This is a genomic window from Actinomadura sp. NBRC 104425 (assembly GCF_030269545.1).
GTDB lineage: Bacteria > Actinomycetota > Actinomycetes > Streptosporangiales > Streptosporangiaceae > Spirillospora > Spirillospora keratinilytica.
This window is the reverse complement of record NZ_BSTN01000005.1, coordinates 307350-329391: the sequence shown is the minus strand read 5'-3', so window position 1 is coordinate 329391 and position 22042 is coordinate 307350. Positions and strand designations below refer to the sequence as shown.

At 73.8% G+C, this 22042-nt stretch carries 21 protein-coding genes; 12 read left to right on the top strand and 9 right to left on the bottom strand.

Features of this window, described 5'->3' with window-relative positions; genetic code table 11:
• Window positions 1-19: 19 nt before the first annotated feature.
• The 5 genes from QSK22_RS11300 to QSK22_RS11280 all read left to right on the top strand — a co-directional run bounded on the left by QSK22_RS11300 (window position 20) and on the right by QSK22_RS11280 (window position 3795).
• Window positions 20-1927 carry a ferredoxin reductase family protein gene (locus tag QSK22_RS11300; protein ID WP_285494025.1) on the top strand — a complete coding sequence of 636 codons (1908 nt, stop codon included), beginning with the start codon at window positions 20-22 and terminating at the stop codon, window positions 1925-1927.
• 67 nt (window positions 1928-1994) lie between these two features.
• On the top strand, window positions 1995-2534 hold the full coding sequence (locus QSK22_RS11295) for an FMN-binding protein (protein ID WP_285494024.1): 540 nt from the start codon (window positions 1995-1997) through the stop codon (window positions 2532-2534).
• A gap of 52 nt (window positions 2535-2586) precedes the next feature.
• Entirely contained in the window at window positions 2587-3372 is a 786-nt protein-coding gene (locus tag QSK22_RS11290; protein ID WP_285494023.1) for an FAD:protein FMN transferase, read from the top strand.
• 40 nt (window positions 3373-3412) lie between these two features.
• Window positions 3413-3538, top strand: a complete 126-nt coding sequence (locus QSK22_RS11285; RefSeq protein WP_285494022.1) for a hypothetical protein — start codon at window positions 3413-3415, stop codon at window positions 3536-3538.
• Between the two features lie 89 nt (window positions 3539-3627).
• Window positions 3628-3795 (top strand): hypothetical protein, encoded by a 168-nt coding sequence (locus tag QSK22_RS11280; RefSeq protein ID WP_285494020.1) that lies wholly within the window; start codon window positions 3628-3630, stop codon window positions 3793-3795.
• Window positions 3796-3817: 22 nt separating this feature from the next.
• Here the strand turns inward: QSK22_RS11280 and QSK22_RS11275 are convergent, their stop codons facing one another.
• On the bottom strand, window positions 3818-4207 hold the full coding sequence (locus QSK22_RS11275; RefSeq protein WP_285494018.1) for an MmcQ/YjbR family DNA-binding protein: 390 nt from the start codon (window positions 4205-4207) through the stop codon (window positions 3818-3820).
• 226 nt (window positions 4208-4433) lie between these two features.
• On the opposite strand from QSK22_RS11275, the gene QSK22_RS11270 reads away from it, so the two are divergent.
• Window positions 4434-6014: a M28 family metallopeptidase gene (locus tag QSK22_RS11270; RefSeq protein WP_285494016.1), complete on the top strand. Its 1581-nt coding sequence runs from the start codon at window positions 4434-4436 to the stop codon at window positions 6012-6014.
• A 62-nt stretch (window positions 6015-6076) separates the two neighbouring features.
• Here the strand turns inward: QSK22_RS11270 and QSK22_RS11265 are convergent, their stop codons facing one another.
• On the bottom strand, window positions 6077-8128 hold the full coding sequence (locus tag QSK22_RS11265) for a cellulose binding domain-containing protein (protein WP_285494015.1): 2052 nt from the start codon (window positions 8126-8128) through the stop codon (window positions 6077-6079).
• 424 nt (window positions 8129-8552) lie between these two features.
• On the opposite strand from QSK22_RS11265, the gene QSK22_RS11260 reads away from it, so the two are divergent.
• Both QSK22_RS11260 and QSK22_RS11255 read left to right on the top strand, forming a co-directional pair.
• Entirely contained in the window at window positions 8553-9356 is an 804-nt protein-coding gene (locus tag QSK22_RS11260; protein ID WP_285494014.1) for an SAM-dependent methyltransferase, read from the top strand.
• Between the two features lie 65 nt (window positions 9357-9421).
• Window positions 9422-10984, top strand: a complete 1563-nt coding sequence (locus QSK22_RS11255) for a class I adenylate-forming enzyme family protein (protein ID WP_285494013.1) — start codon at window positions 9422-9424, stop codon at window positions 10982-10984.
• Window positions 10985-11037: 53 nt separating this feature from the next.
• On the opposite strand, the gene QSK22_RS11250 is transcribed toward QSK22_RS11255, so the two are convergent.
• The 3 genes from QSK22_RS11250 to QSK22_RS11240 all read right to left on the bottom strand — a co-directional run bounded on the left by QSK22_RS11250 (window position 11038) and on the right by QSK22_RS11240 (window position 14778).
• Complete coding sequence (locus tag QSK22_RS11250) at window positions 11038-12573, bottom strand: HEAT repeat domain-containing protein (RefSeq protein WP_285494012.1); 1536 nt, start codon at window positions 12571-12573, stop codon at window positions 11038-11040.
• Window positions 12574-12670: 97 nt separating this feature from the next.
• The gene (locus QSK22_RS11245; RefSeq protein WP_285494011.1) at window positions 12671-13504 is read right to left on the bottom strand and encodes an SAM-dependent methyltransferase; all 834 of its coding nucleotides are present in this window, start codon (window positions 13502-13504) and stop codon (window positions 12671-12673) included.
• An 89-nt stretch (window positions 13505-13593) separates the two neighbouring features.
• A complete protein-coding gene (locus QSK22_RS11240) occupies window positions 13594-14778 on the bottom strand; it encodes an MFS transporter (protein WP_285494010.1) in 1185 nt (394 codons plus the stop codon).
• 344 nt (window positions 14779-15122) lie between these two features.
• On the opposite strand from QSK22_RS11240, the gene QSK22_RS11235 reads away from it, so the two are divergent.
• Together QSK22_RS11235 and QSK22_RS11230 are read left to right on the top strand one after the other, a co-directional pair.
• The gene (locus QSK22_RS11235; protein ID WP_285494009.1) at window positions 15123-16328 is read left to right on the top strand and encodes a cytochrome P450; all 1206 of its coding nucleotides are present in this window, start codon (window positions 15123-15125) and stop codon (window positions 16326-16328) included.
• Window positions 16329-16682: 354 nt separating this feature from the next.
• Window positions 16683-17615 carry a universal stress protein gene (locus QSK22_RS11230; protein WP_285494008.1) on the top strand — a complete coding sequence of 311 codons (933 nt, stop codon included), beginning with the start codon at window positions 16683-16685 and terminating at the stop codon, window positions 17613-17615.
• Between the two features lie 13 nt (window positions 17616-17628).
• Here the strand turns inward: QSK22_RS11230 and QSK22_RS11225 are convergent, their stop codons facing one another.
• Together QSK22_RS11225 and QSK22_RS11220 are read right to left on the bottom strand one after the other, a co-directional pair.
• Window positions 17629-18324, bottom strand: coding sequence for a response regulator (locus tag QSK22_RS11225; protein ID WP_285494007.1), 696 nt, complete (start codon window positions 18322-18324; stop codon window positions 17629-17631).
• Entirely contained in the window at window positions 18321-19322 is a 1002-nt protein-coding gene (locus QSK22_RS11220; RefSeq protein ID WP_285494006.1) for a HAMP domain-containing sensor histidine kinase, read from the bottom strand. Before QSK22_RS11220 ends, QSK22_RS11225 begins: the two co-directional genes overlap by 4 nt.
• Window positions 19323-19730: 408 nt before the next feature.
• On the opposite strand from QSK22_RS11220, the gene QSK22_RS11215 reads away from it, so the two are divergent.
• On the top strand, window positions 19731-20177 hold the full coding sequence (locus tag QSK22_RS11215) for a hypothetical protein (protein ID WP_285494005.1): 447 nt from the start codon (window positions 19731-19733) through the stop codon (window positions 20175-20177).
• Window positions 20178-20311: 134 nt separating this feature from the next.
• Here the strand turns inward: QSK22_RS11215 and QSK22_RS11210 are convergent, their stop codons facing one another.
• Both QSK22_RS11210 and QSK22_RS11205 read right to left on the bottom strand, forming a co-directional pair.
• Window positions 20312-21157, bottom strand: coding sequence for a uroporphyrinogen-III synthase (locus QSK22_RS11210; protein WP_285494004.1), 846 nt, complete (start codon window positions 21155-21157; stop codon window positions 20312-20314).
• 16 nt (window positions 21158-21173) lie between these two features.
• Window positions 21174-21533: a TraR/DksA family transcriptional regulator gene (locus QSK22_RS11205; protein ID WP_285494003.1), complete on the bottom strand. Its 360-nt coding sequence runs from the start codon at window positions 21531-21533 to the stop codon at window positions 21174-21176.
• Window positions 21534-21799: 266 nt separating this feature from the next.
• Here QSK22_RS11205 and QSK22_RS11200 point away from each other — a divergent pair, with 266 nt between their 5' ends.
• Window positions 21800-21979 (top strand): DUF5999 family protein, encoded by a 180-nt coding sequence (locus QSK22_RS11200; RefSeq protein WP_285494002.1) that lies wholly within the window; start codon window positions 21800-21802, stop codon window positions 21977-21979.
• Window positions 21980-22042: the final 63 nt, after the last annotated feature.

Here is a 22042-nt window from a genome sequence, read left to right as displayed (position 1 = left end):
CCGATCCCCGCGCCCGGTGATGGAGGAGCGTTTGGGCCGCAACGGGGCGCCCTACCTGGCCGACGGCGACTCCGACGGGTTCGCGGGATGGGGGGACGGCCGCCGGCGCGCCGACGGCGAACCGTACGGCAGCTCCTGGGACCGGCGCCGCACGGCCGTGCGCCCGCCCGCGCCCGGCGTCGGCCCGGAGGGCGCGTGGTCGCCGCCGGCCGCCGAGCCGCAGGAGGCCCTGTCCCCGCGCAACCTGGGTGCGTCCGCGCGCAACGAGACCCTCGCCCCGCGCAACGCCCCGCTCTCCCTGCGCAACGAGCCGCTGTCCGTGCGCAACGAGCCCCTCTCGGTGCGCAACGACCCGGCGCTCGCGCAGAACCTGACGATGCCGCTGACGGCCGACCCCATGGCGCCCCTGGCCGACCCCCTGACCCGTCCGGGCGAGTCCGGGGGCCGTCCGGCCGACCCGAGGCCGCGCCGGGCCCGTCCCGCCACGGCGCCCCGCTACTCGCGGGACGCGCGGGAGCGGGAGCGGGCGGCCCGCGCGGCGGCCCCTCCGCGCTCGGCCCGGCCCGGGGCGCGCTCGGGACGCGCCGCACGCGAAGACGCGCCGGGGAAGAAGATCGCGGGCAACCGCCTGCTGGTGATCCTGCTGTTCTGGGCGCTGCTGGCCACCAGCGCGGGCCTGTGGGTGTTCGCCACCCCCGCCGTCACGCTCACCACCCCGGCCGAGATCATCACCGGGGTCGGGCGGGTCACCGGACTGGTCGGCGGATACCTGCTGATGGTGCAGGTGCTGATGATGAGCCGGGTGTCATGGCTGGAGACATGGGTCGGCGGCCACGACCTGACGCGCTGGCACCGCCGCCTGGGCGCCTGGACGCTGGTGCTGGTGCTCGCGCACGTCGGCTACACCGTCGTGGGCTACGCGCTGACCGACCAGGTGACGATCGCCGAGCAGACGGTCATCCTGATCACCACCTACGAGGACATGCTCGGCGCGACCGCCGCCGTCGGGATCATGGTCGCGATCAGTGTGCTGGCCGTCCGCGCGCTGCGCCGCCGCCTGCCCTACGAGCTGTGGCACTGGCTGCACCTGTCCGCCTACGCCGCGCTGATCCTCGGCTACGGGCACCAGTTCGCCACCGGGTCCGAGCTGTCCCAGGACGGCTTCGCCCGCTGGTTCTGGACGGGCCTGTACGCCCTGGTGATCGCCTGCCTGTTCTGGGGGCGCCTGGTGGAGCCGCTGTGGCTGAACCTGCGGCACCGCCTGCACGTCGTCGACGTGGTCCCCGAGTCGGACACGATGGTGTCCATCTACGTCGGCGGACACGCCCTGGACAGGCTGGGGGCGCGGGCCGGGCAGTACTTCCGCTGGCGGTTCCTGACCGCCGGCGGCTGGTGGCAGTCGCACCCGTTCTCGCTGTCGGCCGCGCCCAACCAGCAGTGGCTGCGGCTGACCGTGAACGCGGTCGGCGGCTACACCGCCGGGCTGCGCCGGATGCGCCCCGGCACCAGGGTGATCGTCCACGGCCCGTCGGGGACGTTCACCGCCGGCCACCGCACCCGCCGCCGCGCCCTGCTCATCGCCGGCGGCAGCGGCATCGCCCCGGTGAGGGCCCTGCTGGAGGAGCTGCCCGGTGACACCGTCGTGATCTACCGGGCGAGCGGACCCGACGACATCGTCTTCGCCGACGAGCTGCGCGGCCTGGCGCAGCGGCGCGGCTTCCAGCTGCGCTACGTGCTCGGCTCGCGCCACGAGCCGGGCCCGCGGCGCCTGTTCACCCCCGAGGGCCTGCGGGAGCTGGTCCCCGACGTGCGGCACCGCGACGTGTACCTGTGCGGCCCGCCCGGGATGGTCCGGTCCGCCACCGCCGTGCTGCGCCGCCTGCGGGTGCGCCGCAGGCAGATCCACCTCGACCCGTTCGAGTTCTGACCCGCCCTCCGTCCCCGCCCCCTGTCCCGTCTGCAACCGGCTCGATCTGTTCACCTGGAGAAGTGCGATGCGCCGAACCACCGCCGCCGTCTTCGGCACGCTGAGCGGAACCGCCCTGCTGCTCGCCGCGAAATTCGGGGCCGACGCGGCCGCCGCCGGGAAGGGTGCGGCCGGCGCGGACCCGGCCGCCGCCGCGGGCGGGCAGCTCGCCCCCGGCGCCGCGGCCTCCGCCGCGCCCGGGACCGGCCGGTCGTCGCCCGCGCCCGGCCGGACGGGCGCCGGCCGCTCGCGTACCGGCACGGGCGCCGGCGGTGCCGCCGCGAACGGGCTGAAGAACGGCGTGTTCCGGGGCAGCGCCTCGGTCAACCCCTACGGCCCCATCCAGGTCACCATCAAGGTCGCCAACGGGCGGATCACCGCGGTCACCGCCACCCACGCCACGTCCCCCGCCCGGACGCTGCAGGTCAACCGGCGCGCCATCCCGCTGCTGCGGCAGGAGGCCCTGCAGGCGCAGAGCGCCCGGATCGACGCGGTCTCCGGCGCCACCTACACCAGCCGCTCGTTCGCCGCCTCGCTGCAGTCCGCGCTGGCGGCGGCGCGCGCCTGACCGCGCCCCGGACAGGCACCCCGGCAGGACGCACGGAGGACGGCACCCGACCATGCACCACATCGAGCACGTGATGGGCACGGCGGTCGTCATCGACATCGCCGACCCGCTCCCGCGCGGCACGCTGACCGACCTGGTCGAGCAGACCTGCGCCTGGCTGCACGAGGTGGACCAGCGGTTCAGCACCTACCGCGACGACAGCGAGATCACCCGGCTCGACACCGGCGAGCTGACGGAGGAGGAGTGCTCCCCGGACACGCGCGCCGTGCTGGAGGCCTGCGCGGCCCTGCGCCGCCGCACCGACGGCTACTTCGACGAGCGGGCCACCGGCCGACTTGACCCCTCCGGGTACGTCAAGGGCTGGTCGGTCGAGGTCGCCTCCCGCCGCCTCGCCCGCGCCGGCGCCCTCAACCACTGCATCAACGCGGGCGGGGACGTGCGCAGCCGCGGACGCCCCGCCCCCGGCCGCGTCTGGCGCATCGGCATCCGCCACCCGTGGGAGGCGGACCGGCTGGCCTGGGTGCTGGCCGGCACCGATCTGGCCGTGGCCACGTCCGGCACCTACGAACGCGGCCACCACGTCATCGACCCGTACTCCGGCGAACCGGCCCGCGACCTGTGCTCGGTCACCGTCACCGGCCCGGACCTGGCCATCGCCGACGCCTACGCCACCGCCGCGCTGGCCATGGGCCGCGACGGGCTGCTGTGGCTGGCGCGGCTCGCCTCCTCCGGCTACGAGTCGGCCGCCGTCACCCGCGACGGGCACGCCTACCGCTCCGAAGGGCTCCCCGTGGCCACCGGCGAGGAGCCCGCCGAGCCTGCGGCCGCGCGTCCCTGACAGACCGGCACAGCGACAGATCCGCACAGATGGGCGACCCATGCACAAGTTCTTCATCTTCCTCGTCACCACGGCGCTGCTCGCGGGGCTCGGTGTCGGCGTCTCGATCAGCGTCACCGGCCGGCCCGTCCCGGCGTCCGGCGGCGCGTCCGCCGGACAGCCCTGAGCGATCAGCGGCGCGTCCCCGCGGCCCCGTCGGCGCCGCGCCGGGAAGCGGTCGTGTGGAATGATCGCGACATATTCTTCGATGACCTGGTGACGGCCCTGGCAGCCGCGGCCCGCGCGGCCTTCACCCAGGCGCGCGGACGCCACCCCGACGAATCCATGCTCTTCTCCCGCGACCACCGCGCCGAGGAGGAAGAGGAGCTGTACGCCCTGCTCGTCCGGTTGAGCCGCTGCGCCCTCGGCCACCCCGCCTGCTGAACCGGCTCGGGCCGCGCCGCGCTCAGGTGGCGGCCGGGTGGTCGGCGGCCTCGCCCTGCCGCCGGGCAAGGAGGGCGGCCAGGCGCTTGGGAGCGATCATGCGGTAGCTGTCCTCGACGAGCTCGGCGATCTCGTCCCAGTCCTGCTCGACGTCGAGGCGGGCGCCCACCCACCCCTTGCGGCCGACGTACGCCGGGACGAAGAAGCGCTCCGGGGCCTGCGCGACCAGGGCCTCCTGCACTCCCGGGGCGCCCTTGAACACCATCGACAGCCCGTCCTCGGTGGTCATCACGAACATCTTGTCCCGCACCCGGTACGCGGGCGCGGTGTGACCGCCGAACGGCTTCTCCACCGCCTCCGGCAGCGACAGGCAGATCTCCCGCAGCCGCGCCGCCGCATCCAGCTCGTCCATGCCGTGCATCCCTTCCACCCGATGCGGGTCCGCCCAGCCTAGGAGCACCCACCGACAATCTCCGGCCGCTGGAGCGCGGTGCCGCCCCGCCGGCGTCCGGAGAAAAGGGATGGCCGAAACGGGTCGGCGGCCACCTTCGGCCACGCACGCCGCCCGTAAATGGCGCTACGTTCCGAGATCGAGTTTCGGGATGCATCATCCCCTTCGTCCCATGTGGAGCAGCCGAATGCGCCTACACCCTCGGAACGCCCACCTGAGCCGGAGCGGGCTCCGCGCCGCCACCGTGGTCGCCGCGCTCGCCCTGCCCCTGTCGCTGGCCGCCCCCGCCGGAGCCGATCCCGGCGCGGCCGACCAGCGGCGCGTCAAGGCATCGATCACCGCGCCCGGCGCCAAACGGCACCTGCGGAAGCTGCAGGAGATCGCCCGGGCCAACGGCGGCACCCGAGCCTCCGGCACGCCCGGCTACGCCGCCTCCCGCGACTACGTGGCGGGGCAGCTGCGCAAGGCCGGGTACAAGGTGACCGTCCAGCCGTTCGAGTTCCCCTTCTTCCAGGAGAACTCCACGGCGCTGCTGAACCAGGTCTCCCCGGACCCCACCACCTACCAGCCCACCCCGCCGGACGGCGGCACCGTCGGCGACTTCGCCACCATGACCTACTCCGGCTCCGGCGACGTCACCGCGACCGTGCAGGCCGTCGACCTGACGCTGCCCCCGTCGTCTGAGCCCGGCTCCACCAGCGGGTGCGAGGCGTCCGACTTCGCCTCGTTCACCGCCGGGAACATCGCGCTGCTGCAGCGCGGTACCTGCACGTTCGAGGAGAAGGCCCGCAACGCCCAGGCCGCCGGCGCGGCCGCCGTGATCATCTTCAACGAGGGGCAGCCGGGCCGCACCGAGACCCTGCAGGGCACCCTCGGCCAGCCCGGCTTCACCATCCCGGTGGTCGGCACCAGCTTCGCCGTCGGCGAGGACCTGGCCTCCCCCGAGGGCACCGTCGTGCGGGTCAAGACCGACACCGAGAGCGAGAACCGCACCACCTGGAACGTGCTGGCCGAGTCCAAGAAGGGGCGCGCGGACCGGGTCGTCATGAGCGGCGCCCACCTCGACAGCGTGCCGGCCGGACCGGGCATCAACGACAACGGCTCCGGCAGCGCCGCGCTGCTGGAGGTCGCCCTGCGCACCGCCAAGCTGCGGCCCAAGAACAAGGTGCGGTTCGCCTGGTGGGGCGCCGAGGAGCTCGGCCTGCTCGGCGCCGAGCACTACGTGGCCGACCTGTCGGACGCCGAACGCGCCAAGATCCGGCTCTACCTGAACTACGACATGGTCGCCTCGCCCAACTACGCCTTCAAGATCTACGACGGGGACGACTCCGACGCCACCGGCGCCCCGGCCGGCCCGCCCGGATCGGACGAGATCGAGAAGACCTTCGAGAAGTACTTCGACGCCCTGCGCATCGGCCACGTCGGCACCGACTTCGACGGCCGCTCCGACTACGGCCCGTTCATCGAGGCCGGCATCCCGTCCGGCGGCCTGTTCACCGGCGCCGAGGGCATCAAGACCGCCGAGGAGGCCGAGCTGTTCGGCGGCACCGCCGGCGAGGCGTACGACAAGTGCTACCACCAGGCGTGCGACGACCTGTCGAACATCAGCGACAGGGCGCTCGCGGTGAACCTGGGCGCGATCGCCCACTCCACCCTCACCTACGCCTACAGCAACGACCTGCCCGGCCCCGAGAACCGCACCGCGGCCGCGGGCGGCGCCCGCACGGCCGCCGCCGACCACGGCCACGACCACGGCCTGACCAGGTAACACCCTTCCTTCGGCGCCTGTGTGCGCCGCGCCCCGGGGCGCGGCGCACACAGGCGCCTTCGTCATTCGGTGCGGCAGACGGTGCCGTTGAGGGTGAACACCGACGGCAGGACGTTCGGACCGCTGTACCCGGCGACGAAGCCCACGTTCACCGTGCCCCCGCCCGCGGCGAGCTCGGCGTTGTGCTCCAGGTTGGCGACCGTGACGTCCCGCCCGTTCTGCTGCCAGACGCCGTTCCAGCCGCCGTTCATCTGCTGCCATCCGGTCGGCCAGGTGAAGGCGAGCGTCCAGCCGTGCAGCGGCTCGGCACCGTTGTTGGTGATGTCGACGCTGGCGATGTAGCCGCTGGACCAGTCGCCGTTGGCGCTGTAGCGGACGGAGCAGGTGCTGTCCTTCGGCGTTCCGGTGGTGAAGGTGAGCGGCGCCGACGCCCAGGACACCTTTCCCGCGGTGTCGCGCGCCAGCACGTTGACGGTGTACCGGGTGCCGGGCCGCAGGTTGCGGGCGGTGAACGAGGTGCCCGCGGTCTCGCCGAGCTGCTCGCTGGTCGCGCCGTCCTGCCGGTACACCTCGTACTTGGCGATCGGGTGGTCCCCGGCGGCGGCCGCGGTCCAGGAGATGGCGGCGGTGCTGTCGGTGACCTGCTCGGCGGTGGGCGCTCCGGGCTCGGTAGGCGCGCCGGACGGCTTGTCCGCCGGGTGCAGGACGAGCGTCGTCAACGAGTACGGCGGCAGCGTCCGGGTCGTGGCGTCGCCGTCCTGCCCGGTGGCGATCGAGGTGTCGCCGTTGCGGTGGGAGTACACGGTGGGCGGGGTGTCGGCGGGGGTGTAGCCGACGTAGTCGAGCTTCACCGTGCGCTCGTTGCCCGGGTCCTTGTTGAGCAGCAGCACCGCCAGGTCGCCGTCGGGACGGCGCGCGGCGTGCGCGGTGACCAGCGGATCGTCCGTCCCGGCCTGCACGAACCGGTCGCCGGGGCGGACGAACAGGTTCATCATCGACAGGCCGTGGTAGGGGGCGAACGGCGTGTTGAGCGGCGGCTCGCACACCGACCCGTCGGCCGTGCACGTCCCGCTGGACAGCATCCCGAAGTCGCCGTAGTCGGTGTGCCCGGCGACCGTGGACACCTTGTCGATGCCGTTGTGCACGTTCCACCAGTTGACGGTGAAGACGCCGTTCTCCAGCAGCCCGCTGTAGACGTCGGCCAGGAACAGCGCGCCCGGCTGGGTGTTGGGGCCGACCCCCACGTTGGTCTCGGTGAGGCTGATGCCGAGGTTCCGGCCGCCGGCGTAGCGGCGGATCTGTTCGCGCAGCAGGTACACGGCGTCGTCGATGTGCGCGGACTTGTCCAGCGCCTCGGCCGCGGTGCCGCCGCCCGGGTACCAGTGCACGTCCACGAAGTCGATCTTCGATCCGGCGATCGACAGCACCGTCTGGTTCCAGGTGCCCTCGTCGCCCTCGCCGACCAGGGCGTCCGGCCAGTTCGCGGGCATGGTGAGCACCGCGCCGACCTTGACCGACGGGTCCACCGCCTTCATCGCGTCGGCGAACGCGACGACGCCGCGGGCGTACGCCGCCGGGCTCTTGTCGGGGTGGTCGTCGGCCTCCCACTGCGCGCCGTAGTGGCCGTTGCCGTAGTTCTCGTTGCCGACCACCCAGTACCGGGCGCCGTACTTCTTGGTCGCGTTGGCGTACCGCACCCAGTCGGCGGCCTCCTCGGGCGTCCCGGTGCCGTAGTTGGCGATGATCATCGGCTCGGCGCCGATCCGCTTCACCGACGCCATGAACGTGTCGAAGTCGGTGTCCGGAGCCACGTAACCGCCTGGGGCGGTGTGGTCCTTCCAGTGGTAGATGTCGCCGTAGGAGCCGCCCGGGTACCGCTTGACCCGCACCCCGGCCGCCATCATCAGGTCGGACACCGCCGTGGTGCCGAGCTGGGAGTCCCAGATCGCGTCGTTGACCCCGAGCCCGGTCTCCGGCATGGCCGCCAGCCCGCCCCGGACGTTGACGGTGACCGCGACCTCCGCGGCCGCCGCGCTGGACGGCCCGGGGACCGCGAGCAGGGCGGCGGCGAGGAGCGACGTCGCGAGCGCGGCGAGAGAACGGCGAATTCGCATGGGAGATCCCGTCGGCACATCGTTGATCAAGTGGCCTCATGCTGAGATCGCCCCATCACCGTGTCAACGCCGCCCCGGGCCGCCGCCCCGGCACGCGGCGGCCGGGCCCTCGCCGCCGGAGCCGCGTCACGCCTGATCAGCGCCCCGCCCCGGGAGCCTCCGGGGCGCCCGCCCCCGGGCCGTCCTCCGCCTCGCGCGGTGTGAAACCTTTCACGCCGGGCAGGGCGCGCGGACGCCGCGCCGGAGGGTGCGCTGCCGCAGTTCGAGGAGTTATGTGCTGATTGTCGGTTAGCGCTGTTGTCTTGGCGACATGTGCGACAAGAGCGGCCGAAAAAGCGAAAACTGACACTAGGATGATCTTCAACATCGCACGGCATGGCCCGTGCGTCCTTGCGTCATCACGCATGGCCGGTGAGGAGCGACGGTGGCTGACGAGCGGCCTCGGCCCAAGGGCTTCGACCCGACGGTACCGAACATTGCTCGCATGTACGACTACTACCTCGGTGGCAAGGACCACTACGAGGCCGACCGGGTGCGGGCCGAGGAGGCGATGGCCGCCGACCCCACCCTGCTGTCCACGATCAAGGCCAACCGGGCCTTCCTGGGACGCGCGGTGCGCTACCTCGCCCAGCAGGGCATCGACCAGTTCCTCGACATCGGAACCGGCCTGCCCACCCAGCAGAACGTGCACCAGATCGCGCACTCGGTGAACCCCGACGCCCGCGTGGTGTACGTCGACTACGACGAGCAGGTCGTCGCGCACGCGCGGGCGCTGCTCGCCAATTCGGAGAACGTGCGGATCGTCCAGGCCGACCTGCGCCGCCCGCAGGAGATCCTCGACCACCCCGGCACCCGCGCCCTGCTGGACTTCAGTAGGCCGGTGGCGCTGCTGCTGGTCGCGACGCTGCACTTCATCCCGGACGAGGACGACCCGAACGGCATCATGGCCCAGCTGCGCGACGCCCTGGCGCCGGGCAGCCACCTGGCGCTCACGCACGCATCCGCCGACGGCATCCCCGACGTGGTCGCCAAGGTCGTCGAGGTCTACAAGAAGACCTCCGCCCCCGGGACGCCGCGCACCGCCGAGCAGGTGCGTGCGCTGTTCGGCGACTTCGAACTGCTCGAACCCGGTCTGGTGTGGGCGCCGCTGTGGCGCCCCGAGCAGCCGGTGACCCCAGAGGAGGCTGTGCGCATCTGGTTCTACGCGGGCGTCGGCCGCAAGCCCTGACGTCCGCCGGACAAGGCTCCCAATCGTTGGTCCTTGAAAAGGACGTGGCCGAGAGAGAGGGCGACATGCGAGCCAAGACGGTCGGGGCCGCGCTGGCGGACGCGGCGAAACGGGACGGGGCGTTCCTGCACGACGGCGACGACACCCTCACCTTCGGCCGGTTCGACGAGCTGGCCGACCGGGTCGCGGCCGGGCTGCTGGCGCGCGGCGTCCGGCGCGGCGACCGGATCGGGCTGCTCGGCCCCAACACGGCGCAGTGGCTGGCCGTCTTCTTCGGCGCCGCGCGGATCGGCGCGGTCGTCGTCCCGCTGAACGTGCGGTACCGGGAGCGGGAGCTGTCCCACATGCTCGGCCAGAGCGGCGCCCGCATGGTGGTCAGCGTGGACGCCGTGGCCGGCTTCGACTTCGCGGAGTTCTTCGGCGGCTTCCGCGCGCAGCTGCCCGGGGTGCGCGACTACGTGTTCTTCGGCAGGGGATTCCAAGGCAGCATCTCGTTCGACGAGCTGACCGCGACCCCCGTCGACGCGGCGGCGCTGGCGGCGGCCCGCGAGGAGGTGGCCCCGGATGACCCGCTGCTGATCCTCTACACCTCCGGGACCACCGGCCGCCCCAAGGGCGCGGTCATCACCCATGGCAGCATCCTGGCCTCGGCGGCCGCGCAGGCCGAGCACTTCGCGCTTGGCCCCGGCGACGTCCAGCTCGGGCACCTGCCGCTCAACCACGTCGGCGGCATCACCTGCACCTTGATGACCGCGCTGGTCAGCGGGGGAGCGGTGGCGCTGGTGCCCGCGTTCAGCCCGGACGCCTCGCTGCGCGCGATCGAACGGCACCGCGTGACCGTCCTGGCCGCGGTGCCGACCATGTACGTGCTCATGCTCGGCCACGACGGCTTCGCCGACCGCGACGTGTCGTCGGTGCGGATCTGCATCGCGGGCGGCTCCAATGTGGAGCCCGCGCTGGCCGACTCGATCCGGCGGGGCTTTCCGACGGCGCCGCTGTACGGCCTGTACGGGCTGTCGGAGTCCTCGGGCGCGTGCGTCCTGTCGCGCCGGGACGACGACCCGGAGACGGTGTCCCGCACCCTCGGCGCGGTGATCGGCGACTTCGAGGCCCGGGTGGTCGGCCGGGACGGGGCCGTCCTGCCGCCGGGGGAGGCCGGCGAGCTGCAGATCCGCGGCGCCTGCGTGGCCGCCGGGTACTGGGACATGCCCGAGGAGACCGCCGAGGTCTTCCTGCCGGACGGCTGGCTGGCCACCGGCGACATGGTGGAGATGGAGCCCTCCGGGCACCTGGTGCTGCGCGGCCGCAAGAAGGAGATGTACATCCAGGGCGGCTTCAACGTCTACCCGGTGGAGATCGAGAACGTGCTGACCGCGCACCCGAAGGTCGCGATGGCCGCGGGGATCGGCGTGCCCGACGACGTCCTCGGCGAGGTCGGCCGGTTCTACGTGGTGCCCCGCCCGGGGGGTGAACCGCCCACCGCCGAGGAGCTCACCGCCTACTGCCGGGACCGGCTGGCCGACTACAAGGTCCCGCGCCAGTTCGTCATCACCAGCGACGTGCCGCTGACCCCCGTCGGCAAGATCCACAAGGCCCTGCTCAAAGAGCAGTACCTGGCGGATTCCTGAGCGCCTCCCCGGGCCGCCGCATGGCGGTGGACGCGCGCAGGAACGCGTGACGTTCAGTCCGGATCGAGAAAGCGCAGGGCGTCGGCCGCGGCCTGGCGGACCTGACGGGCATTGTCACGGGACAGTTCGGTGAGGCGGTCGGTGACCTCGGGGCCGACCCAAGGCGGCAGGGTCTTGTGCAACCGCCCGTAATGGGCCAGCATGCGCGCCGCCTCGTAGCGGGCGTCTTCGTCGGGGGCCCGCAGCAGGGCGGCGAACAGGTCGGCGTCCTGCCCCGTACCGGTGTCGGCCAGCAGCGCCAGCGCCGCCGCCCGGCCGTCGCCGTGCGACTCCTCGGCGAGCCGCCGCAGCCGCGCCCGCACCTCCGGGTGCCGTATGTCGGCGTGACGCCTCAGCGCCTGGTGGTAGTACCAGCTCAGCACGGGATGCGCTACCCAGCTGCTCAGCAGCGCCTCCACGATGCGGTCCCGCTGCCGGCGCGCCCGCGGCCCGTCCAGGTCCATCGCGGCCAGGCCGTGGACGGCGCCATGCCGGACGTCATAGTTCGGGTCGTCGAGCAGGGCGATCAGGCGGTCGGCGTCGTTCGGGTCGCTCATCGTCCCCAGTTCGCAGGCGGCTTCGCCGCGCACCACCGGGGGCACTGCCGTCCGGCCTGTCACCACCGCACGCAGCCGCCGGACGGCTTCCGGTGTGCCGATCCTGCCCAGCGCCAAGGCGGCGACCGGACCCGCCTGGTGATCGTGCAGCCAGCGGACGGCCGCCGCCAGGCCGCGCTCTCCGCATCGTCCGGCGAAGACGAGCAGGGGAATCGCCGCCTCGGGATCGCGTTCGACGTCGAGCGCGGCGAGCAGGCGGTCGGCCGTCTCCGGCCGCGGATCCCGCAACAGGATCGACGCCGCGACCCGCCGCACCTTCGGTTCGGCGGCGGTGAGCCCGGCCTCGGCGAGGTCCGCGCGGCCGTGGTGGGCGACCATGCTCAGGGCTGCTGCGCGTGCCCTGCCCGGTCCCGAGGCCGCCACCTGCGACAGCCGGGGCAGCAGGACGTCGTTGTGTGCGCCGAGATGCAGGACTTTCCGCAGCACCACGCGCGCGAAGTTCCGGACCGCCAGCACGGGATCGTCGAGCAGGTCGACCAGCGCCGCGACGTCTCCGGGCTCGGCCAGCCGCTCCAAAGCGACCAGCGCGTTCAGCCTGACGTGGTACTCCTCGTCGCGCAGCAGCCGCCCGAACGCGGCGGTGACGGCCGGCCCGGTCAGCTCCAGGCGGTCCGCCGCCAGCGCGGCCCGGCGGCGGACCTGCGCGTCCGGGTCGGCCAGCAGCTCGATCAGAAGGTCGTGGACCGGCCTTGCGACAGCGCGCCGCCCGTCGCGCGGCGCCCGCTCCCCGGGCGCCGGCACCAGGAGCCTGCCGAGTCCGATCGCCGCGGCCGCGCGCACCCCGGGATCGCCGTCCCGCGCCGCCGCGATGAGGACCGCGGTGTGCTCCGGGCGGCCGATCCGCCCCAGCCCCTTGGCGGCGGCCGCACGCCGCGGCGGGTCGGCCTCTGAGATCTCACGCACGAAGAACTCGATCTGGTGCTCGGTCCCCATGACATCGCCCCCTTGCCACGGGGACGTCCCTGCCTCCCATGCGGTTGGCTGCGTTCGGGTCCTCCGCGACGGGCAGGACGGTCCGAAATGCGGCGGGTCAGGGTTTGCGGGCGACGCCGCCGAGGACGCCCTCGTCGGAGGGCGTCTCGAAGGGGCTCGGGTCGGGACGCCATTCGTTGATGGGCACGACGCCGGGTTCGACGAGCTCCAGTCCCTCGAACAGGCGCGCGATCTGCTCGGGGCGCCGCAGGTGGTACGGGGCGGAGCCGCCCTCGTTGTAGCGGCGGGTGGCCTCGACGTTGGCCGGGTTGGTGTCGGTGCTGTCGTTGATCGCCAGATAGCTGCCGGGCGGCAGGGCGTCCATCAGCCGCCGGACGATCGACCGCGCCTCCTCGTCGCCGCCGGCGTTGTCGATGTGGCCGAGGATCTGCATGAGCAGCAGCGCGACCGGCCGGCCGAGGTCCAGCGTCTGCGCGGCCTCGCGGATGATGGTGCCGGGGTCGCGCAGGTCGGCCTCGATGTAGCTGGTGACGCCCTCGGGGCTGCTGGTCAGCAGCGCGTTGGCGTGCATCAGCACCAGCGGGTCGTTGTCGACGTAGACGATCCGCGACTCGGGCGCCGCCCGCTGGGCGATCTCGTGGGTGTTGTCGACGGTCGGCAGGCCGGTGCCGACGTCCAGGAACTGCCGTATGCCGGCCTCGCCCGCCAGGAAGCGCACCACCCGTCCGAGGAAGTAGCGCGAGCCCCGGGCCAGGTCGGTGATCCCCGGGTAGACCTGCCGGAACGCCTCGCCCGCCGCCCGGTCCACGGGGTAGTTGTCCTTGCCGCCGAGCCAGTAGTTCCAGATGCGCGCCGAGTGCGGCACGGTCGTGTCGATCTTGGGGTGCTCCGGGCCCGGGTCGTCGGGCGGAGTAATGTCGCTGCCGGTCACGGAACACCCTCCTCGGCGGAGATGTCGGACTACCAGCGATTATCGCGCACCGGCCTCGTCGGCTCACGGCCGCTCCGTGCCCGCGGGGCTCACTGCTCCGGTGGCTGCGGGGCGTCCATGGGCAGGCGGCGCGCGGCCAGACCGGCCCAGCCCAGGCCCAGCGCGGTCGCGTACAGGACGCCGCCCGCCCCCAGGCCCGCCGCGAGCAGGCCGGCGGCGCTGGGCAGCACGATCTGCCCGGTGCGGTTGCCGAGCAGACGCAGCGACATGGCGCGGCCGCGCGCACCGGGGGGAGCGGATTCGGCCAGCCACGACATGGTGAGCGGCTGCCCGACGCCCAGCCCGAACCCGGCGACCACCAGCAGCACGGCCAGCAGCCACGTCGGCGAGGACAGCGGGGCCAGGCCCAGCGCGAGGGCCGCCGCCACGGTGCTGACCACCAGCAGGCGGCGGCGGCCGAGCACGCCGCTGAGCCGCCCCAGGAAGAACCGCGACCCCATGGACGCCAGTCCGCGCAGGGTGAGCAGCATGCCCACGGTGCCGGACGACAGTCCGCGCTCGGCCCCCAGCGCGGGCAGGTAGGCCAGCGTGATGTCCACGGCCGACAGCACCACGCAGCTGGTCAGCAGCGCGTGCGGCAGTCCGGGCAGGCGCAGCAGCGTCCGGGTCCGCGGCCCCTCCTCCCGGGCCCGCGCCGGGGCCCGCTCGGTGCTGGTCAACGCCAGGGACAGCGCGACCAGCACGGCCGACACGGCGCACGTCCAGGCGAAGATGCGCCCGGTGTCGGGGATGTCGCGGTGGCCGCCGAACATGGCGATCAGCACCGGGCCGGCCGACTGCCCCAGCGACGCGGCGAAGGTGTAGTGGCCGAAGGCGGTGTCGTGGGCGCCCCGGGAGGCGGTGTTGGCGACCAGCGCCTGCTGGCCGACCACGCAGCCCAGGTGCCCGGTGCCCAGCAGCATGGCCGCCGCGACCAGCCCGCCGACGGTGTCCCCGGCCACCAGGAAGGCCAGGCAGGAGCAGGTCAGCAGGGCCGCACCGCCGGTCATCACCCGGCGTTCCCCGACGCGGTCGGTCAGCTGACCGGCGGGCAGCGCCAGGAACAGCGGGGCCAGGGCGAAGGCGGCGGCCAGGGCGCCGAGCCCGGCCGCGGGCACGTGCAGTTCGATCGCGCGGTACGACATGGTGGGCCGCAGCACGAACGTGACCGCCTGGGTGATCACCGCGTGCGCCGGCAGCGCCGCGGTCCGGCCGCGTCCGAGCGCCCCGCTCATGGCCGGGCCGCCCCCTGTCGACCGCCTCATCCGCCTCCCGTCTTATAACCTAGGCGCGCATTTCCGCCGGGCAGGCAGAGATCATACCGGGTGGTTGGTTTCGGGAGTTATAACGGGTGGGCGGTGAGTGGCGGAGTGCGGAGGCAATGACTGGGCCTTTGACGCCTTGTCAGACCCTGTCGCGAAACGTATGGTGAATACATGTGTTTCCGTCGTGAGGTGGGGGAGACCGGCCGGGGGCGATCGGAGCCCCGTCCGAGCCGGCGGAAGGGGGCGGCGGAACCCGGTCCGCAACCGTGCGCCGGACGCGGCGCCGGCTCATTCCGGCGAGTGAGGAGGTCGTCATGACCACGACGGAGACCAGGGCCTTCCCGTTCAGTGAATCCGAGCGGCTCGACATGGACCCGCTGTTCGCCGAACTGCGCCGCGACCGGCCGGTGTCCAGGGTGCGGCTGCCCTACGGCGAGCCCGCCTGGCTGGCCACCCGCTACGAGGACGTCAAGTTCGTGCTCAGCGACCCCCGGTTCAGCCGCGCCGCCGCCGTGTCCCGCGACGAGCCGCGCTCCCGCGGCTACCGCGGCCCGTCCGGCAGCATCATGAGCCTCGACCCGCCCGAGCACAGCAGGCTCCGCAGGCTGGTCACCAAGGCGTTCACCGTCCGGCGCGTGGAGCGGCTGCGGCCGCGCGCCGAGCAGATCGCCGGCGAACTGGTCGACCGGATGATCGCCAAGGGCGCCCCGGCCGAGCTGGTCGAAGACTTCGCCCTGCCGCTGCCGATCACCGTGATCTGCGAGCTGCTCGGCGTCCCCGTCGAGGACCGGGTGCGCTTCCGCGTCTGGTCGGACGCCTTCCTGTCCACCACCCGGTTCACGCCCGAGCAGGTGGCCGAGCACGTGGCGCGGCTGCGCGAGTACATGGCCGGGTTGATCGCCGAGCGCCGCCGGGAACCGAGGGACGACCTGCTCGGCGCGCTTGTCGTGGCCCGCGACCAGGAGGACCGGCTGTCGGAGGACGAGATGCTGGCGCTGGCCGAGGGCATCCTCGTCGCCGGTCACGAGACGACCGCCTCGCAGATCCCCAACTTCGTCTACGTGCTGCTCACCCACCCCGAGCAGCTGGCGCTGCTGCGCGCGGACCTCGGCCTGGTGCCGCGCGCGGTCGAGGAGCTGATGCGCTACGTGCCCCTCGGGCTGGCCGGGGGCGGCGCCCGGTACGCGCTCGAAGACGTCGAGCTGGGCGGCGTGACCGTCCGGGCGGGCGAACCCGTGGTGGTCGCCCTGCCCTCGGCCAACCGGGACGAGGCCGTCTACAGCGACCCGGACCGGCTCGACCTGCGGCGCCAGGAGGCGCCCCACGTCGGCTTCGGGCACGGCCCGCACCACTGCCTGGGCGCGCCGCTGGCCCGCATGGAGCTGCAGGTCGCCCTGCGCACGCTGCTGGAGCGCCTGCCGGGCCTGCGCTTCGCCGGGTCCGAGCAGGACATCGTCTGGAAGGCCGGCATGGCGACCCGGGCTCCCGAACGGTTCCCCATCACCTGGGACGCTCCGTAACCCCCAACCCGCCACAACGGTCTCCCGCCGATGTGACGGGTCGGTGTCACGGGCACCGAGAGCCTGCGGTCTTCCCGGTCGCGACGTCAACCCCGTGCGCCGGGCACCGCGGGTCACGGCCGCGCCGGTGCCCGCCCTCGACCGGGCCTTCCACCGCAGGCCCGATCGCCAGACCGCCCTGCACTGGCCGGAGAGCGACGCCGGCGTGTCCTGAACCCGGCCGTTACGGCGGGGCGGGTGGGCCCCGTCCCCGGGGCGGGGCCGAAGGTCCCCGGTCTCGAGGTCTCCGGCCCCTACCTGGGCGGATCCAGCCCGGCCAGGCTGGACACGAGCCCGCCGCGGGGGAGGTGGCCCATGAGCGAGGACGGCGGCGGACGCCCCGTGCTGGTCGGATACGACGGATCGCCGGCCGCCGAGGTCGCGTTGCGTTGGGCGGTGGAGGAGGCCCGCCTTCGTGGCCTCCCCGTCACTGTCTGCCACGCCTGGCACTGGCCCTACCCGATGCGCCGACCGGACGAGGAGACCCTGGAGATCCTGCGCGGCGCGGGCGCGATCGTGGCCGACGAGGGCGTCCGCAAGGCCCATGCCCTGCTGACCGGTGAGGGTGTGCGCAGGGCGCGTGCCCTCGCCGGCCGGCAGGGCGGGGACGTCGAGGTCCGCTGGTGCCTGGAGCGGGGCTGGGCCGCGGCGGTGCTGCTGCAGGCGTCCCGCGACGCCGAGCTGGTCGTGCTCGGCCTGCGCGGCCACGGCGGGTTCGAGGGGCTCACGGTCGGGTCCACCGCGGTGCAGGTCGCCTCCCGCGCCGGCCGTCCGGTCGTCGTCGTGGGCGCGGACACGGCGCACGACCGCCGGGACGGCGCCCCCGTCGTCGTCGGGGTGGACGGCTCACCGGCCAGCGAGGCGGCGCTCGGGTTCGCCTTCGCGGAGGCCGCGCTGCGCGACGCGTCCCTGCTGGCGGTGTGCAGCTGGTGGGATCCCTCCGCGCTGCCCGGCCCGGACCGGGTCCCCTTCGTCCGGCCCGACAGGCTGCGGCACGAGGCGATCGTGCGGTTCGACCAGGCCGTCGCCCCATGGCGCGCCGAGTACCCCAAGGTGCCGGTCGAGACCAGGTTCGTCGTCGAGAAACCGCGGCACGCCCTGCTCGAGGCCGCCGACGGCGCGGTACTGCTGGCCGTCGGCGACCGCGGGATCGGATCGACGCCGCAGACCCTGCTGGGCCCGGTCACCCAGGCCGTGCTGCAGCAGGCGCCGTGCCCCGTGGCGGTCGTGCCCGCCCCGGCCAGGTGACCCGCCCGGCGGGTCAGGGTTCGATGAGGCCGGTGCGGATGGCGTAGCGCACCAGTTCAAGGCGGTCCTTCATACCGAGCTTGGCCAGGATGTTCGCGCGGTGCCGCTCGACGGTCTTGACGCTGATGACCAGGGTGTCGGCGATCTCCTTGGACGAGTGCCCCTCGGCGACCAGCTTGAGAATCTCCTCCTCGCGCGGGGACAGCACGGTGTCCGGCGCCTGCCCGCTGCGCGCCTGCTCGAGGTAGGTGCGGATCAGGGTGCTGACCGCCCCCGGGTACAGGAACGGCTCGCCGCGCATCGCCGCCCGGCATGCGGCGATCAGGTCCCGGTCGGCCAGCGACTTGAGCACGTACCCGGCGGCGCCCGCCTTCAGCGCCTCGAACAGATACTGCTCGTTGTCGTGCATGGTGAGGATGAGGATGCGCAGGCCGGGCCGGCGGCGCGACAGCTCCCGGGCGGCCTGCAGGCCGGTCATCCGCGGCATCGCCACGTCCAGGATGGCCAGGTCCGCCTCGACCCGCTGCCCGCCGGTGCCCTTCAGCAGCGCGACCGCCTCGGCGCCGTCCCCGGCCTCGGCGACCACCTCCAGGTCCGGTTCGCCGTCGAGGATGAGCCGGACGCCGCGGCGCACCAGGGCGTGGTCGTCGGCCAGCAGGATGCGGGTCTTCGGGGCGTCGGGCACGGGCGGGTTCGGGCTGGCGGTCATGGCATGTCCTCGCCGGATTCTCGAATGCCGGGGCGGCCCTGGCCGGTGACGCCGGTGGGCACGTACAGGGCGACGCGGGTGCCGCCCTCGGGTCGGTTCTGCAGGTTGAGGGTGCCGCCGACCAGCAGGGCGCGTTCGCGCATGCCTCGGATCCCGGCGCCTTCGACGGCGCCGTCGATCCCCTTGCCGTCGTCGTCGACGCACAGCAGCACGCCCCCGTCGGCGGGGGCCAGGCTGAGTTCGACCTGCGCGGCGCCCGAGTGGCGGGCGGCGTTCGTCAGGGCCTCCTGGGCGATCCGGTACAGCACCAGCTCGACCTGCGGGCCGAGGGGCGGCAGGTCCGGGTGCAGGGTCCGCCGCACGCGCAGGGTGGTGTGGGTGTCGAACTGGGCGGCCAGCGCGGTCAGCGCGCTGGCCAGCCCCAAATCCTCCAGCACGTCGGGCCGCAGCCTGCGGGCGATGCGGCGCACCTCGTCCAGGCTCTGCCGAGTGGTCTCCTGGGCCTGGCGCAGTTCCTCGCGCAGCGGCTCGGGGGCCCGGTCGGTGAGCCGCTTGAGGTCCAGCAGCAGGGCGGTCAGGCTCTGGCCGATCTCGTCGTGCAGCTCCCGGGCGATGCGGCGGCGCTCGTCCTCCTGCGCCGACAGGGCGCGGGCGCTGCTGGTGCCGCGTTCGGTCTCCAGGCGCTGCAGCATCTGGTTGAAGGTGTCGATCAGCGTGGCGATCTCGCGGCTGCCGGTGACCGGCAGCCGCTGGCCGGGACGCAGCAGGTCGACGGTGGTCATCAGGCGGGCCAGCCGGTCCAGGGGCGCCAGCCCCCAGCGCAGCAGCAGCGCGTTGGCCAGCAGCATCGACGCCAGCCCGGCCAGCAGCACCAGCGCCTCGGTCAGCCGGATGGGCACCGACACCGTCCACGGCCCGATCATCAACAGGACGGTGGCGAACGCCCCCACCAGCGCGTTGAGCCAGAACACCCGCCAGAACAGCCGCACTGACCGCACGTCCCCCCTGTCGTCTGCCCGGTCGGCCCCACTGACGAACCGTTCGTGTCCCATCCTCTCGCGTTCCCTGCCTCGTCCCGCGGCGGACGCGTCTGCGAGAAGCCTCGCGTACACGACGTGAACGCTGGTACCACGGTAGGGCGCCCCGGCCGGGGGCCGGATCCGTCCGTCCAGCGCTCCCGCCGCTCCATCCTGCCGCCCGCGGCCCCGGCGGGGCGATACGGGCCGCCACCCATGCCCCAGGTCGTCACCCATGCCCGGTGACCTGCGAATACAGGACCCGCACGCAGCGAATGGGTGGTGGCCCCGATGGCGGCCGGCGCACTGGTCGCCCATGGTGGAGCAGAACCCCGGGACAGCGAGCCGGCGCCGCGCGAGCCGCCGAGTCGATCACAACGAGGTGAACCGATGACCCGCGGCCTGACGAACTGCGATCTGATGAACCGTGATCTCCTCGGCCGGGTGACGTTGCCGCTCACCGGCTGGACCGCGCGCGTCCACCAGCACGACGGGCGGCCGTCCCGCCTGGTGGTGGACCCGGGCGGCGGCTCGCCCCTGACCTACCCGCTGCTCCCGTCGGCCGGGAGCGGGCAGCTGCTGCTCGGCGCCCACCTGGTCCGGCTCGCCCGCCCGTTCGGCCCGTCGGCGATCGGCACGGTCACCCTGGCCTACGGGGTGCTGCACGGCGAACCGGTGGAGCCGGCCTTCCTGCGGCACCGGCCGTGGCGTCCCGCCCGGGTGCACAAGGTCCGCCCGACGACCCTGGCCGACTGCGTCTGGCTGGCCGAGCAGGCCGGACGCTTCGACGAGATCCGGGTCACCGCCGCCGGAAGCACCGCCATCCGGATCCTGTAAGGCACACGCGCCGTGAGGCCGCCGGGCCCGGGTGGCTCCAGCGAACCCGGATTCGCGCGGTGTTCTCACGGGTTCGCCCGGGCCCGGCGGCGTTCGGGGATCCCCTTGCGGGAGGCGATTCGGGGGATCCGGCTCTACACGGCGAAGGGGGCATCGCGCACAGGCGGGACGTGCCCGGTCGAGGCCGCGTATCCGGCCAGCGCGGCGGCCAGATCGCCGGCCGAGGGCCGCCGGGCGATCACGTGGACGTGCAGCCCGTGCTCGCGCGCCGTCGCGGCGGTCTGCCGCCCGATCGCCGCGACCACCGTCGACGGCGGCGGCGCCGCGGCGAGCGCGAGCAGGTTGCGCACCGTCGACGACGACGTGAACGCGACCGCGTCGAACCGGCCGTCCGCGACCGCGGTCACCACGTCGGCGGGCGGCGGGGCCGCCGCCACCGTGCGGTAGGCGACGACCGCGTCGCACCGCCATCCCCGCTCGGACAGGCCCGCCGCCAGGGTGTCGCGGGCGATGTCGGAACGCGGCAGCAGCACCCGCCCCGGCGCGCCCGGCGCCGGCCGCAGCGCCGCGCAGGCCAGCAGCCCTTCGGCGGACTGCTCGCCGCCGGGGACGAGATCGACACGCGCGCCCAGCCGCACCAGTTCCGCCGCCGTGCGGTCGCCCACCGCGGCCACCTGCGCGGTGTTCAGCGCCCGTCCGTCCAGGCCGCGGACGGCCAGCCGTTCCCCGACCGCCCGCACGGCGTTGGCGGACGTGAACACCACCCAGGCGTAGCCGCCCTCCCGCAACCGCGCGAGCGCGCGGTCCAGCGGCGCCAGGCACCGCGGCGGCTTCACGGCGATCATCGCGACCTCCCAGGGGACCGCCCCGTACCGGCGCAGCCACCGCGACAGCTCACCGGCCTGATGGGCGGCGCGGGGCACCAGCACGTGCCAGCCGTCCAACCGGCCGTACGGCGGCGCCCCCGGCACCGGCTGCATTCCGCTCGCCTCCGTCTCAGCGGTCGCCGCGGGCGCCGCGCCCCTGGCACCGCACGCAGAACCGCGCGTACGGCAGGATCTCCAGCCGCCCGGCCGGGATCGCCTGCCCGCAGCCCTCGCACCTGCCGTAGGTGCCCTCCCGCAGCCGCCGCAGCGCGTCGTCGATCTCCACCAGGCTCTGCCGCAGGTTCTCCAGGCGGGTGTAGTCGGACGCCTCCACCTGCTCCAGCGGAGACCGCTCGACCGCCTGCTCCACCGCGGCCAGCTGCGCGGCGCGCGTGCGCCGCTCCTCCTCCAGGCGCTGCCGGACCTCCCGCGCCGCCGCGTCGTTCAGCGCGTGCGTCCCGGAAGCAGTGTCCCCCACGTTCGTGGTCATCCGACATCGTCCCTTTCCTGCAGAAAAAGCAAGGGGCCATCCCGTGATGGCCTGGCATCCACCATGCGTCCTCGGCGTCCGCCGGGCCATCGGGCCTGACCCCCATTTCCACCGGGAACACCCTGTAGAGGCAGGGGACGGCCGACATCCCGGGGGATGGGTAGTGACATGGGGGTTTTCCCCCATCCCCCGCGTCGGTGCCCGGGGGCATGCTCGTGTTCAGCCGAGACGCACCGCATCCTCTCCGTGCACCGAGGGGCTCTGAAATGTGCCAGCACAAGCCGCCCTGCCCTGCCGCGACCGCCCCGGACCGCCACACGGCCCGCCTCGTCGCCTACCACCCGGAACAGGGGTGGGGTCTGCTCTGCAACGGAGTTCTGATCTTCGACGACGGCGGTGAGCTGACGCCCACCGGCCAGGCGGCCGACGCCGTACCCGTGGGCTGAGACCGGGCCCCGCGGCAACCGGCCGCGCGTCCGAACGCGCTGCGCCGCGCGGGCGCTCCGGCG

Excerpts from the sequence above, each read along its gene's own strand:
- QSK22_RS11300 (WP_285494025.1), top strand. The coding sequence starts at position 20 with ATGGAGGAGCGTTTGGGCCGCAACGGGGCGCCCTACCTGGCCGACGGC.
- QSK22_RS11230 (WP_285494008.1), top strand. The coding sequence starts at position 16,683 with ATGAGCGAGGACGGCGGCGGACGCCCCGTGCTGGTCGGATACGACGGA.
- QSK22_RS11275 (WP_285494018.1), bottom strand. The coding sequence starts at position 4,207 with ATGGACGAGCTGGATGCGGCGGCGCGGCTGCGGGAGATCTGCCTGTCG.
- QSK22_RS11265 (WP_285494015.1), bottom strand. The coding sequence starts at position 8,128 with ATGCGAATTCGCCGTTCTCTCGCCGCGCTCGCGACGTCGCTCCTCGCC.
- QSK22_RS11255 (WP_285494013.1), top strand. The coding sequence starts at position 9,422 with ATGCGAGCCAAGACGGTCGGGGCCGCGCTGGCGGACGCGGCGAAACGG.
- QSK22_RS11210 (WP_285494004.1), bottom strand. The coding sequence starts at position 21,157 with ATGCAGCCGGTGCCGGGGGCGCCGCCGTACGGCCGGTTGGACGGCTGG.
- QSK22_RS11270 (WP_285494016.1), top strand. The coding sequence starts at position 4,434 with ATGCGCCTACACCCTCGGAACGCCCACCTGAGCCGGAGCGGGCTCCGC.
- QSK22_RS11205 (WP_285494003.1), bottom strand. The coding sequence starts at position 21,533 with ATGACCACGAACGTGGGGGACACTGCTTCCGGGACGCACGCGCTGAAC.
- QSK22_RS11240 (WP_285494010.1), bottom strand. The coding sequence starts at position 14,778 with ATGAGCGGGGCGCTCGGACGCGGCCGGACCGCGGCGCTGCCGGCGCAC.
- QSK22_RS11200 (WP_285494002.1), top strand. The coding sequence starts at position 21,800 with ATGTGCCAGCACAAGCCGCCCTGCCCTGCCGCGACCGCCCCGGACCGC.
- QSK22_RS11290 (WP_285494023.1), top strand. The coding sequence starts at position 2,587 with ATGCACCACATCGAGCACGTGATGGGCACGGCGGTCGTCATCGACATC.
- QSK22_RS11225 (WP_285494007.1), bottom strand. The coding sequence starts at position 18,324 with ATGACCGCCAGCCCGAACCCGCCCGTGCCCGACGCCCCGAAGACCCGC.
- QSK22_RS11285 (WP_285494022.1), top strand. The coding sequence starts at position 3,413 with ATGCACAAGTTCTTCATCTTCCTCGTCACCACGGCGCTGCTCGCGGGG.
- QSK22_RS11235 (WP_285494009.1), top strand. The coding sequence starts at position 15,123 with ATGACCACGACGGAGACCAGGGCCTTCCCGTTCAGTGAATCCGAGCGG.
- QSK22_RS11250 (WP_285494012.1), bottom strand. The coding sequence starts at position 12,573 with ATGGGGACCGAGCACCAGATCGAGTTCTTCGTGCGTGAGATCTCAGAG.
- QSK22_RS11215 (WP_285494005.1), top strand. The coding sequence starts at position 19,731 with ATGACCCGCGGCCTGACGAACTGCGATCTGATGAACCGTGATCTCCTC.
- QSK22_RS11295 (WP_285494024.1), top strand. The coding sequence starts at position 1,995 with ATGCGCCGAACCACCGCCGCCGTCTTCGGCACGCTGAGCGGAACCGCC.